The following is a 12,674-nucleotide window of genomic DNA, read 5'->3' as shown; positions in this document are numbered from 1 at the left end:
GAAAGTATGACGAGCGCTTTTTTACCAAATGGTTTGATAACCAGCTCTTACCCTCTTTGTCAGAGCCACATCTTATTGTAATGGATAATGCCAGCTTCCATCCTAAAGCGAAATTGGATAAGCTTGCTATAGCCAAGGGACATTATTTTCTTCCATTACCTCCCTATTCTCCTGAACTTAACCCGATTGAACAATATTGGGCTACTCTCAAAAACAAGGTTCGGAATCTACTCAGAGCTGGAAAGTCTGTATATGAAAGTTTAGAATACTGTTTATAAACTAAACGACTATAACTCTTGCAGCAAACTACTGCGCTAAGATGTTGTTAGGAACCCAAAAGAAGAGGAGCCGGGCCTTTGCCCAGTCTCCTCTTTTGTTTATATTAGTTACCTGCAATTTCCGCAGCGTGGTCATCCATTGAAAGGACTTCGTGGAAGACACGTTGTGTTAATTCAGTTTTTTGTTCTTTGGTGAGGTATTTGGTGTTTACACAGTAACCTGAGATACGTACGATAACATCTTCACCGTTCATGATCTTGTCGTAAACGTCTTGAAGATCCATAACGTTCAAGTTAACGTGTTGTCCACCATTTTCAAAATAACCGTCAAGGATGGTTACCAAGTTGTTGACTTGCTCATCGAATGTTTTACCGAGTGCTTTTGGTGATACTTGAGTTGTCAATGAAATTCCGTCATTTGCATGTTTGAAGTTCAGTTTAGACAATGAGTTCAAGTTTTGCAACCAACCACCACGAGATTTAGAAGTTGGATTTGCACCTGGTGGGAAGAATTCTACTTTAGAAGTATTGACAGAGCCGTCTTCGTTGAGGAATACTCCACGGTGAACAGGAGAGTTTGCTGTTTGTTTAGAGTAAGCAACGTTTGAAGTGATGGTCAAGATTGAGACAGTTGCTTCTGCGTTCTTGTACAATTTATGCTTGTTCAAGCGAGAGAAGAATGCTTCCATGAGCCATTTTGCGATGCTGTCTACACGGTCATCATCTTCACCGTAACGTGGGAAGTCACCAGTTACTTCGTAATCGTAGATAAAGCCGTCTTCGTCACGGATTGGTTTTACTTGTGCGTATTTAATCGCAGAAAGAGAGTCAACTGTGTTTGCAAATCCACAGATACCGAATCCCATGTTTGCACGAAGAACAGTTGGCAAGAATGCCATTTGAACAGCTTCGTAGTTGTACTTATCTGTCATGTAGTGGATGATGTTCATCGCATCTACATAAGTATCAGTCAACCAGTCAAGAGCTTTTTCAAAGTTTGCGATGACTTCGTCGTATTCGAAGACTTCAGAGTTATTTGGCTCTACGCAGTCAAATACTTTGTAGTCTTTATGTACATCGTCATAACCGTTATTCCAGCTTGAAAGAAGGGCTTTAAGAACGTTTACGCGCGCTCCGAAGTATTGGATATTGTGGCGTTTGTCTTCACTTTCTGGGTCAAGTGGTGATACACAGCAGGAGATACAGCTCATTTCACCGTATCCGTCCTTAGCCATTGTTGTTACACCTTCGTACTGGATAGAAGAGTGTTTGTGGCTCATCGCCATACAATAGCGACGGAATGAATACGGAAGTTGAGCAGACCAAAGAACGGTCAAGTTTGGCTCTGGAGAGTTACCAATGTTGTCAAGTGTGTTTAAGAAACGGTAGTCCATCTTTGTGACACGGTGACGACCGTCGTTCCCCATACCTGCCATAGAAGTTGTAAGGAAAGTTGGATCTCCTGAGTAGATTTCGTCGAAAGCTTTTGTACGAGCAAATTTAACGGTACGAAGTTTCAATACAAAATCATCAACAAATTCTTGGATTTCAGATTCAGTAAATGTTCCGCGAGCCAAGTCACGTTCTGCATAGATATCAAGTACGATTGGCACGCGTCCAAGTGATGTTGCAGCACCGTTGATGACACGACATACAGCCATGAAAGCGATGTTTGTCCATTGGATTGCTTCTTTTGTATTCAAAGCAGGACGGCGAACATCCACACCATAGTGCTCACCCAAGCGAACAACTTGTTGCAATGCTTGGTATTGTAAGTTGATTTCTTCGCGAAGACGGATTGATTCCTCATCGATTTCGTTGATAGAATTCCAGTCTGCAACTTTTTCTTCCATCAAGTAGTCTGCTCCATAAAGGGCAAGACGAGCGTACATACCGATGATACGTCCACGTGAGTAAGCATCTGGAAGACCAGAAACGTGATGAGAGTGACGAGCACGGCGGATATCAGATGTATAGGCACGGAAGATACCGTCATTTACGGTTGTTGCATGTTTTGTGTAAATTTCGTGGAGAAGTGGGTCAGGAGTATAGCCGTTTTCAATCAACGTTGTTTCAGCCATACGGATACCACCACGAGGCATGAAGTTCAGTTTGAACAATTCATCGTTTTGAATACCGAAGATTAGTTCATTTTCTTTATCGATGAAACCAGCTGGGATATCAGCGATTGAAGTTGCGCGGTCGACATCCATTGGGAAGCGAGTGTCTTCGTATCCTGCTTTTGTTTCCTCAATGATTTTTTTAATATGGAGTGAGCGTTCCGTTGGGCCTGCAAGGAAACTTTCATCTCCGTCATATGGAGTGTAGTTAGCTTGAACAAAGCGGGTTACACTAGCTTTTTCTTGCCAGTCATTCCCTTTGAAACCTTCCCAAGCTTGGGCGAAAATGTCTTCAGTTACATTTTTTGTCTTAACCTTTGTTGACATGAGGGTTCTCCTTTTATATTTAGGCGCAATGCGTCTTTATGCTTCTCATTATACCACTTGCAACCACTTTATACAAGGGCGAAACCCATGAAAACAAATGAAAAAACTTACATACGGTTTGCATTCTTTCATTCGTTTTCATGGATTTATAGTGATTTTTGGCATAAATGGAAAAGTTGAGCTATACTAGAAAGAGAGGTGAGTAAAGGATGTTGATTTTTCCATTAATGAATGATATATCCCGAAAAATCATTCATATTGATATGGATGCCTTTTTTGCTGCCATTGAAGTACGAGATAATCCGAGTTTGAAAGGGAAGCCGGTCATCATTGGGCGGGATCCGCGCTTGTCTGGTGGACGTGGGGTAGTATCGACCTGTAATTATGAGGCGCGGGCCTTTGGAGTGCATTCTGCCATGAGCAGTAAGGAAGCCTATGAACGTTGTCCTCAGGCGATATTTATTTCAGGAAATTATGAAAAATACCAGGTAGTTGGGCAAGAGGTTCGGAAGATTTTTCACCGGTATACCGACTTGGTAGAGCCCATGAGCATTGATGAGGCCTATCTTGATGTGACGGAAAATAAAAAAGGGATAACATCTGCAGTCAAGATTGCCAAGCTCATTCAGCATGATATTTGGAATGAGCTGCATTTAACGGCTTCTGCGGGTGTATCGTACAATAAATTTTTAGCCAAGCTTGCTTCAGATATGGAAAAGCCTCATGGTTTGACAGTGATTTTACCAGATGAGGCAGTCGCAATCTTGTCAACATTACCGGTAGAGCAATTTCACGGGGTCGGGAAGAAAACAGTCGAAAAACTTCATGAAATGGAAGTTTTCACGGGAGCAGATCTGCTGGAGATTTCCGAGATGACCTTGATTGATACGTTTGGTCGTCTGGGCTATGAGTTGTATCGAAAGGCCAGAGGGATTTCTAACTCTCCTGTCAAAGTTAACCGCGTTCGCAAGTCCATTGGCAAGGAGCGTACCTATCGAAAGCTCCTCTATCTGGAAGTAGATGCTAAAAAAGAGCTAGGCAGCCTTTCTAAACGAGTGGCTGAGAGCTTGCAACGTCATGAGAAAAAAGGGCGGACCATTGTCCTTAAACTCCGCTATGCAGATTTTACAACTATGACTAAGCGAGTGAGTGTGGCTGAGGCCACGAATCAGGTAGAGATTATCCAACAGAGGGTTGAAGAAATCTTGGAACAGGTAGCAGAGTGGGATAAGGGGATTCGATTACTGGGAGTGACGGTTACGAATTTTGTTGAATAGTGAGAGAGAAAAGATAGGGATCTAAGATTTCGGATACTCAATATACTCATGGTGTAAAGAAATATATACAAACAATAAAAAATATGGTACAATAAAAGAAAATGCCTAAGGAGGCTTCTGTATCATGATTCATTTGGTGTGTCCCAATCCTGCTTTAGACCGAACACTCTTAGTGGAGAGGATTGAGAAAAACATTCCCCTTCGTCCGAACGAGGTAAGGGAATATCCTGGTGGAAAAAGTTTTAATGTTGCCTATGCACTGAAAGAAAATGCTGAGTCTAACTATGTCATTCATACCATTTTGGGAGGTCGGATTGGCCAGTATATTCAGGATTTAAATGCGGAGAAAGGCAATGCTTTGCAGATTGTGGAAAATTCACAAAATACCCGTACTTGTAACATTTATGTGGAAACAGAAACGGGCGATGTGACCTTGTTTTACGAGAAAGGTTTGGACTTGACGGCCGACTTGCTCGCGCAATTCACCCGTCAATTAGAAGATAGTCTTTCAGATGGGGACTGGTTAGTCTTTTCTGGTAGCCTAATGAAGGGGATGCCAGATGAGTATATCAAACAACTAATTGACCGTCATCCAGGCGTTCATACCATTGTGGATACAAGTGGGGCAGCCTTGCGTGCAGCCTATCAATCTCAACCGAGTTTGGTTAAGATAAACAATGAAGAGCTTAAAGATATTTATCCAGAATTGGATGAGAATAGTCCTGAGCAGATTTTAACAATTTTAAAGGAGAAGACGCCTCATGAAAATATGATCGTCACCATGGGATCTAAGGGGAGTTTGGCGAAAATTGGTCAGCGTTTCTTCCGGGTGGCTCCTTTGCAGGTCAATGCACTCAATCCGATTGCTTCGGGTGATTTTTACTTAGGTGTCTTGGTTAAGGGCTTAAGCCGGCAAGAAGCTCCTGAAATCTATCTTCGCGAGGCGGCGGCATTTTCTGCAGCTAATTGCTTGCAATATTTTCCAGAAGTTGACAATGGGCAATACCAAGAATTGCTAAAAAAAGTGATTGTTGAGGAAGTGTAAAGAGAGTGTCTTCATAACATTCTTCAATCAGGTGCATCAAGGTAAATGACCTATATTGGAGATATGATAGGAGCACTAGCTTGGAGTTCCACTTCAGCTATTGATTGATGAAAGAGCTACCGCAATTTTTGAAGTGTTAGAGGGGCATTTCTCTGGTTATTACCGCTTTTGAGATTTACGATGTTTGTCAGCAGCAGAGTGGTATCTTGGAGGAGCAAATCAACAGCATGTATGGCTCACAGAAAGTAAGGATGGCACTTGCCATTACTGTTTAAAACAGTGTACCTTTGAAAAGAGCGCTAGCACATAAAAGCCTACTCGTGATGAGCTAGGAGCCTAACTACATCATTTTGGCTTGGATAATGATAGAGGGAGTGTGGGACAGAAAGAGTTGGATTTTGAACATTCCGTATCATCATTTTCTTTGAATAGATAAAAACAACAAAAACGAACAAGGAAGATTTCTGAGTATCAGAAAATCATCTCTGTTCGTTTTTTTAGGTGTTATAGTTTTAGTACTAGGCAACGAGTCGCAGGTAGTACTGGAGTACAGCAAGACGAGTTAACGAAGTAATAAAAGATAAACGAAATGACTATAAAAGATAGCTGTTATGCCTTTTCTGTTAGGAGCATTCGGTTGTCTTTCATCTGTTAATGACTCGATTTAAGTGTTCCAAGGATAATGAGTTCATTGGTTGTTTGGATGATGAGTTTGTTTGGAGCGTCTTTTGGAGTATATACTGCCTTGGCGCCGTCTTTATTTTCTTCGATTTTGAGATCTTTGTATTCGCTACCTGCTCGAATTCCCATCTGTTCCAGATGTTCCTTTCGAAATGCTTCTTCTTGAGCCGTGGTTGTTTCATCTGTTTCTTGATTGGTGTAGGCGCTCGGATAGTAATAGTTTTGATACAGTTTTTCCCAATCATACGTTACTGTCAAGTCTAATTGAGTATCTTTTTTGCTCTTTGCGGATAAATCGATGTTAATAGGTGAGTGATAGGCCCCATCTGTCTCCATCTTTGTGGTGCCAATTATAGTAGTATCATTTAGAAAGATAGAGCTAGCATTTTGAATCGTAACATTTTCGAGTGTACTTGTCTGGTAGGATTGTGTCGCAACGGGCGCGTCAATCATCATATTTTTTAAATGAGAATTACTGAAATAGAAACTTCCGATGTTGGAGGAATGGATTGTGCCACTTTCCATCGTGACATTGTCGCCACTGATATAACCAGCCCAGTCCAGATAGTTGATATGAATATTGTTTAATGAGATATAAGAGTTGTAAAAAGGATTCCCTCCAGAAAGCTTTTCAATTGTTTTTTCTTTTGGAACGAGAATGACTAATTCTTGGAGTTCGCGGTTACGGCTGAAAGCTAATTCTTGGCCTAGAAATTGCATGATTCCTTTTATGTGTAATTTTGCATCTTCTGCTTCTACAGTGAGTGTTTGCTTTACTTGTTGTAGTTTGAGTGGTTGGTGATAAAAATTATCAACATTGGAATAACGGACATGGAATTGGTCATCCGGAGATTGCTCCAATCGGACATCTTTTGAGGTGGAGTCTAGTCTGATTTCATGAATATCTTGATAGGTTTCTTCTATTAAGTTGGGAGTGGCAATGGCCTTGATGTCTTCAATACCACCCATGAAATAGCCAATACCGCAGAGAATCAGACCAGAAATCAAGGCGATAAAGCCTGTTAATAGGGTAATAGTAACTTTCTTTTTCATGCTGTTTTACCTCGCTTAAGAATCCATTGAAAGAGAGTCTTGACTAGACGACCTGACCAGTAAGCAAAGAGTCCAGTCACCACATAGAGAATGGCAGCTCCGCCGATGAGGCCGATTCCAGTACCAAATCCCATAAGAAAGGCTGGAAGAGACTGATTGAAGAGGCTAAGGGCTTCCCAGATTAGATAACTTCCTGTTACAATGAGACTTAGGCCAAGACCAAAGGCAAGGAGGATAAGTCCCACTATGCTTGAGATGATGAGAAGTAGCGCTCCGATGAGACAGAGTAAGAGTGGAACAGCGATGGGGAGCGATAAGAGGGCAAGTAGAGCGAGCCAGATCGTTTTGGTCTTGCTTTTTTGCTCAGCGGTCATTTCATCTTCTATATGGCGGTCGAGGATATTATTGATAATATCACTGGCGGCTTCTTTGGGTGTCCCTAATTCTTCAATCAAGGCAACTTCTCCCTCAGGACCTGCATCATCAAAATATTCTTTAAAGTAATTGACGGCTGCCTGGTATTCTTTGTGGGGTAGTTTTTTGAGATGTTTTTCTAACTGTTCCATATATTCAGTTCTTGTCATGACGAATGCTCCCTTCTATGATGCCATTGATAGTTGATGTGTAAATATCCCAATCTTCCTTGAGATTGGTAAGGTGTTCATGACCTAATTGGGTTAGACCATAATATTTTCGAGTGCGTCCTTGGTATTCTTGGGAATAGGTAGCCAAGTAATTATTTTGCTCCATTTTCTTTAAAATGGGATAAAGGGCTGATTCCTTGATATTGGCAATTAGCTTAATGGTCTGGCTAATCTCATAACCGTAGGAATCATTGGATTCTAGAATCGCTAGAATGAGAAATTCTGTCAGTACAGCAGGTACGGGAAAATACATCTGAAGACCTCCTTTGCTTTGTGATACACTTTGAGAATGGGTTGTAAGTTGTTATATATAAAAATTTATTATATAAAAAATATACACCTATTAGCTGGAAATGTCAATAGATTGTACGAAAATACTTTTCTCTATCTATTACTAACGGTTAGGAATTGTATTTATAAGTGAAGTGCTTTGATTCAAGAGATATCGTCATTCAGTTTCTCTGTAATCTCGTCTTGTCCTAGTTGCACAGTGCTGAATGAAAACTAATAAAGTTCAAATTAGGGAGAAACCAAGGCCTTTTGACTCATTTCGTCCGCTACACATGTTAGATCTATGCTTTGGAAACATAGTCTGTGCCATTGAGCATGGTGAAAGCTTGTAGATAAGGATGGCCTAGACGCCTCTGTCTAGCTCGCACGACGAAGCCGTTAGATACTTTGGGGTGGGAAATAGACGTTTGCGAAGTTTTATACAGCTACTTTAGGGGGACGCAGATGTTCTAGCTTTAGCTAGTTCTAAAGGCATAGCATATCTTTGGAGCTGTGGTTACCTGAGCCTAATAACTAGAAAGCGAGGTTATTGATTAAAAGACACCGCATACTTAAAGAAAATAGACAAGGAAAAGCAGTCGAAGATAGGACATTGTTTCTTCATATTCTTGCTAATCGATAAGTGAGGTCAGTCAGAGGTCAGAGGTTGCCAGCAGCTGGCTTTCCTCTAAATATAGAGCAAAAAAACTGAAGAAAGGTGCTTTTCTCCAGTTTGGTGATTGTTACTTGTTTTTGAAAAATGTGTGAATATCGTCTTCTTGGATCCCAATCATGGGGTCAATCGTCAGGATATTTTCGCTAGTGAGAAGATAGGGTGGGGCTGTATTTTCTTCTGAATGTATGCTTGATGTAGCTTCGATTTCTAGTGCCAGTTCGGTTTGTCCTGTATCAAAACGTTCTTTGAGATAGGTTTTCCGGACTGTGCCTGCGTTTTTCACGGCATAATCAAAGGCGCTATAGTCTCCCAAGAGAATGAGTTTGCTCTTTGAGCGGGTAATGGCTGTGTAGAGCAGATTTCGTTGGAGCATGCGGTAGCTGGTCCGTGTAATGGGTAGAATCACGACTTGGAACTCGCTTCCCTGTGATTTGTGAATGGACATGGCGTAGGCTAGAGTGATTTTGTACCACTCGTTGCGAGGGTAGACCACTTCGCTACCGTCAAAGTTAACCGTGATTTCATCTTGTTTGGAATCGGTATATTTGGCAGGCAGGAGATCTGTAATATAACCCAAATCGCCGTTAAAGACATTGGCCTCAGTGTCGTTGACTAAGTGAATGACGCGATCGCCTTGGCGGAAATGGGTTTCGTTTTGGAGAAATTCTAGCTTTCCCTCCCCAAGAGGATTAAGGAGGGCTTGAGTGGTGATGTTGAGTTGGTCAATACCTGCCTGCCCTCGATACATGGGGGCAAGAATTTGTACTTCCTGAGCCTTAATTCCGGATTGGACAGCTGCGCTGACAATCCGCTCAATAAGCGCGGGAATTTGTTCAGTCTGGGCTTCAAAGTAGGAACGGTCTGCCTTTTTCTCCCGAAAGTCGCCAGGTAATTGTCCTTGGCGAATTTGATTGGCTAGGGTTACAATCGTTGAATCATTGGACTGACGGAAAATTCTTTCCAAGGTAATGCTTGGAATGGCAGGGATTTTTAGCAGGTCGGCAAGGACTTGACCAGGACTGACAGAGGGGAGCTGCTCAGCATCGCCTACAATTAAAATCTGGGTAGTCGATGAAATGTGCTGAAAGAGTTGGTTAGCCAACCAAGTATCAACCATGGAAAATTCGTCAATGATGATAAATTCAGCATCCAAATACTCATCACGGTAGCTTTCTTCCTGTCCTTCCGTTAAGCCTAGGTGTCGGTGAATGGTCGCACTCGGAAGTCCCGTTAATTCATTCATCCGTCTAGCTGCCCGACCCGTTGGCGCAGCTAGTAAAATTGGACAATCACTACCAGATGCCTTGGTTAGGTCTATTTTGTGAAGCATGGCGTAGATGGAAATAATCCCATTGATAACCGTTGTTTTACCAGTCCCTGGTCCGCCTGTTAGGATAAATAGAGGATTGTTGAGTGCTTGATGAATAGCCTGTTTTTGAATAATGTCATATTGGAAGCCAGACAACTCCTCGATTTCTTTAATTGCTGCATCAATCTTTTCCGCAGGAAAGGTAGGAATCTCCTGCTTGTCTAATAGGCGTTTGATTTGGTTGTGGATCCCTTGCTCTGCAAAAAAGAGGGAATTATCAAAGATTTTGGTATCAATCTGTTGGAGTTTACTCTCTTGGATTAGTCCTGTTAACTCTTGCGCAACAAGAGCAGGGTCCAGTTCAATCTTGCGAGCTGTTTCGAGAATTTCTAGGGTATGCTCCAATAAATCCCGGGCTTCGACATAGGTATTGCCTGTCTCCATGGATTGGTGAATCAGACTGTAGAGCATTGCAGCTCGAAAACGTTGTGGAGAATCGCTTGCAATTCCTAGATTTTCTGCTATCTTATCGGCAATAGTAAAGCCCAGTCCTTGAATATCTTCTACTAGTTGATAGGGATTTTCTGCGATAATATCCAGCGTTTTTTCCTTGTATTTATCTTGGATTTGAAAGGCTAATTTATTTGGAATACCGTACTCGGCGAGCTTTGCCAGAGTGACTTCTGTACCGTAGTTGAAGCGCAGTTTTTCGATAAAAGACTGACGATGTTTAGCAGAGAGTCCCGTAATTTGGGTCAATTTTTCAGGCTCAGCTAGAATGTGGTCAATGGTATTTTCCCCGTAGAGTTCCACAATTTTCTCAGCTGTTTTACGACCGATTCCCTTAAATTGTTCGCTGGAGAAGTACTTCACTAAGCCTGCAGAAGTTGGTTTACTGCGTTCATAGCGCGTGATTTGCAGCTGTTGACCGTATTTGGGATGGGTGACTAAGTTGCCGTAGAATTGATAGTCTTCTCCCTCGATCACATCTGCAATTGTTCCTGTCACGATGATTTCATAGTCGTCGTAGTCGCTATCGGAATCATCGATAGCAAGCAACAGAATTTTGTAAAAATTGGACGGATTTTCAAAGATAATCCGATCGATGGTTCCTGTAAAATAAACTTCACTCATACCAGCTCCTAGTTCTGTAAGCTATTGAAAAAGCACAGGCTAATGGCTTACCAGTTGCTAGGCTATACTGGATCTGCGCATGATAAGCCTGTGATTTGTTTTAGAGCTTATATTGATAGCTCAATCCCTTTGTTCAAGGATTTTTCCATTGTTCACAATTCGTTTTTCCTGAAACAAAGGGGGCTAACTGCTTGTAAATACCGGTTCTTAAAAGCCTCGGATACGATTAAATGGGTAGACGCGGGAGATGATTTTTCCTTTGATTGACGATTTTCTAAAGGTTCCGACCTTACGGCTGTCCAAGGATATAAGCCGGTCATCACCTATGAGATAGTATTGTCCCTCAGGGATTTCGATGGTGAAAGTAGGGCTTCCCTGTGCATCTACTGTGAAAGCTGATGCTTCTTGAGCAATCGCTTGAAAGGCTTTATTATAGGAATAGGTAGACTGCAGTTTGTCTTGGGTAAATGCTGTCTTATACTCTTCAAGGTATTCTTCCTTTGTTTCTTGGCCATTGATATAGAGAGTATCATTTTCATAGTGAATGGTGTCACCAGGTAATCCTATGAGACGTTTTACAATCTGCTTTTCTTTCCCGTCCTCGTCTGTTTCGGTTGCGACCACGATGTCAAATCGGTCAATGTCTCCAATTTTTAGCATGACCAGTACATCCTTGTCGTACAGGGTAGGGTCCATTGAATGTCCCTCAACGCTTACCAAATTCCAGATAAATAATCTGGAAAGGAGAATGACAATGAGCATGAGGGAGAAAACTCCCCACTCCTTCAAAAAATATTTCATTGATAAAACCTCATTTACGTTGTGATAGAAGTGCTTGTGCCTTTTGGGTATTGGCAAAGTGCAGTTTAGCTGTCTTTTCTAGTCCGGTTATACCATATTGGACAAGGATATCACGAGCAACTTGATCAGACTGTTTCCCAGCGCCTGATGGCAGGGGATGTCCTATTTCTTGGCTTAGCTGGCTTAGATTTTCCAAAAACATGGCCCGTGCGAGAATGGATGATACAGCGACAGCCAAGTATTTTCCCTCAGCCTTTTCTTCTAAGGTAACGGGATTGGGGAAATGATTGGCTTCTCGTGCTAAATAGCGCTTGTAGTTTTTGCTGCTCGTGAAAGCATCGATGATAATCTGTTGCGGAGTCACTCCCTTTTGCAAGAGCAAGAAAATAGCCTGATTGTGCAGGGCGACCTTGACGGATACCGCATTGTACCCCCCTTTGATGACCTCATTGTACTTTTGAGGGGCAAGGAGGAGCGCTTGGTGTAGGATTTTTTCTTTTAACAAGGGTGCAATTTGGCAGATTTTTTGATCGGTCAATCGTTTGGAATCATCAACGCCCAGTGATTTGAGAAAGGCATGGTCATTGGGAGTGACGAAACTAGCTACGACGGCCAGCCCACCAAAATAGGAACCATTCCCTACTTCATCTGTTCCGATAATCGGAACCTGTTGGGATAGGTTTTGCTGCGCGTCTAGGCTTTCTGCCTGATAGCCCCACTTCTGGGCATGGTGCTGCGCATTTTCTCCTTGAAACATGACCTTTCCTGATTGGTAGAGGGTGATACTGACTCCGTCTACCCTGAAAAAGGCTTCTACATAGGGGTTATTACTTGGTAATTGATAGGTAGAATATTGCGCCTTTATCTGTTTTTTTTGGCTGTTATCTATAGTTATCACGAGATTATTCATCTTTTTATTATACCATAAAGGAGTTAAAGTGTGGAAGTAAGAGATTGGTCAGATTGTGGCAAATGCATGAATTTACTATTGTCGAATTCTTGTATAGAATTTATAGATGAAAGGTTTTAGAAGAGGTGTTCCTACAGGGAAAGTAGATA

10 protein-coding genes are annotated in these 12,674 nt (G+C 41.9%); 3 read left to right on the top strand and 7 right to left on the bottom strand.

Translation table 11 applies throughout. The features are described from left to right. Positions 1-278: transposase (locus E4T79_RS09225; RefSeq protein ID WP_194183818.1), on the top strand; the 278-nt coding region annotated here is incomplete at its 5' end. 104 nt (positions 279-382) lie between these two features. On the opposite strand, the gene pflB is transcribed toward E4T79_RS09225, so the two are convergent. Continuing rightward, positions 383-2,725: a formate C-acetyltransferase gene (gene pflB, locus E4T79_RS09220; RefSeq protein WP_135029655.1), complete on the bottom strand. Its 2,343-nt coding sequence runs from the start codon at positions 2,723-2,725 to the stop codon at positions 383-385. Positions 2,726-2,934: 209 nt separating this feature from the next. On the opposite strand from pflB, the gene dinB reads away from it, so the two are divergent. Both dinB and E4T79_RS09210 read left to right on the top strand, forming a co-directional pair. Then, positions 2,935-4,002 carry a DNA polymerase IV gene (gene dinB, locus E4T79_RS09215; protein WP_135029653.1) on the top strand — a complete coding sequence of 356 codons (1,068 nt, stop codon included), beginning with the start codon at positions 2,935-2,937 and terminating at the stop codon, positions 4,000-4,002. A gap of 124 nt (positions 4,003-4,126) precedes the next feature. Beyond that, the gene (locus E4T79_RS09210; RefSeq protein WP_135029651.1) at positions 4,127-5,047 is read left to right on the top strand and encodes a PfkB family carbohydrate kinase; all 921 of its coding nucleotides are present in this window, start codon (positions 4,127-4,129) and stop codon (positions 5,045-5,047) included. Between the two features lie 651 nt (positions 5,048-5,698). Here the strand turns inward: E4T79_RS09210 and E4T79_RS09205 are convergent. The 6 genes from E4T79_RS09205 to rnhC all read right to left on the bottom strand — a co-directional run bounded on the left by E4T79_RS09205 (position 5,699) and on the right by rnhC (position 12,525). Continuing rightward, positions 5,699-6,781 carry a DUF4097 family beta strand repeat-containing protein gene (locus E4T79_RS09205; protein WP_135029649.1) on the bottom strand — a complete coding sequence of 361 codons (1,083 nt, stop codon included), beginning with the start codon at positions 6,779-6,781 and terminating at the stop codon, positions 5,699-5,701. Further along, entirely contained in the window at positions 6,778-7,365 is a 588-nt protein-coding gene (locus tag E4T79_RS09200; protein ID WP_135029647.1) for a DUF1700 domain-containing protein, read from the bottom strand. Before E4T79_RS09200 ends, E4T79_RS09205 begins: the two co-directional genes overlap by 4 nt. Further along, the gene (locus E4T79_RS09195; RefSeq protein WP_135029645.1) at positions 7,352-7,678 is read right to left on the bottom strand and encodes a PadR family transcriptional regulator; all 327 of its coding nucleotides are present in this window, start codon (positions 7,676-7,678) and stop codon (positions 7,352-7,354) included. The genes E4T79_RS09200 and E4T79_RS09195 overlap by 14 nt, the downstream gene beginning before the upstream one ends. Positions 7,679-8,438: 760 nt before the next feature. After that, the gene (locus E4T79_RS09190; RefSeq protein ID WP_135029643.1) at positions 8,439-10,814 is read right to left on the bottom strand and encodes an ATP-dependent RecD-like DNA helicase; all 2,376 of its coding nucleotides are present in this window, start codon (positions 10,812-10,814) and stop codon (positions 8,439-8,441) included. A 207-nt stretch (positions 10,815-11,021) separates the two neighbouring features. After that, positions 11,022-11,615 carry a signal peptidase I gene (lepB, locus tag E4T79_RS09185; RefSeq protein WP_135029641.1) on the bottom strand — a complete coding sequence of 198 codons (594 nt, stop codon included), beginning with the start codon at positions 11,613-11,615 and terminating at the stop codon, positions 11,022-11,024. A 10-nt stretch (positions 11,616-11,625) separates the two neighbouring features. Next, complete coding sequence (gene rnhC / locus E4T79_RS09180) at positions 11,626-12,525, bottom strand: ribonuclease HIII (protein ID WP_135029640.1); 900 nt, start codon at positions 12,523-12,525, stop codon at positions 11,626-11,628. Between the last annotated feature and the right edge of the window lie 149 nt (positions 12,526-12,674).

Source organism: Streptococcus sp. LYSM12 (assembly GCF_004569635.1).
Classification (GTDB): domain Bacteria; phylum Bacillota; class Bacilli; order Lactobacillales; family Streptococcaceae; genus Streptococcus.
The sequence above is the reverse complement of the archived record's forward strand: the minus strand, read 5'-3'. Positions and strand labels throughout refer to the sequence as shown.

Excerpts from the sequence above, each read along its gene's own strand:
- E4T79_RS09200 (WP_135029647.1), bottom strand. The coding sequence starts at position 7,365 with ATGACAAGAACTGAATATATGGAACAGTTAGAAAAACATCTCAAAAAA.
- pflB (WP_135029655.1), bottom strand. The coding sequence starts at position 2,725 with ATGTCAACAAAGGTTAAGACAAAAAATGTAACTGAAGACATTTTCGCC.
- E4T79_RS09205 (WP_135029649.1), bottom strand. The coding sequence starts at position 6,781 with ATGAAAAAGAAAGTTACTATTACCCTATTAACAGGCTTTATCGCCTTG.
- lepB (WP_135029641.1), bottom strand. The coding sequence starts at position 11,615 with ATGAAATATTTTTTGAAGGAGTGGGGAGTTTTCTCCCTCATGCTCATT.
- E4T79_RS09210 (WP_135029651.1), top strand. The coding sequence starts at position 4,127 with ATGATTCATTTGGTGTGTCCCAATCCTGCTTTAGACCGAACACTCTTA.
- E4T79_RS09190 (WP_135029643.1), bottom strand. The coding sequence starts at position 10,814 with ATGAGTGAAGTTTATTTTACAGGAACCATCGATCGGATTATCTTTGAA.
- dinB (WP_135029653.1), top strand. The coding sequence starts at position 2,935 with ATGTTGATTTTTCCATTAATGAATGATATATCCCGAAAAATCATTCAT.
- rnhC (WP_135029640.1), bottom strand. The coding sequence starts at position 12,525 with ATGAATAATCTCGTGATAACTATAGATAACAGCCAAAAAAAACAGATA.
- E4T79_RS09195 (WP_135029645.1), bottom strand. The coding sequence starts at position 7,678 with ATGTATTTTCCCGTACCTGCTGTACTGACAGAATTTCTCATTCTAGCG.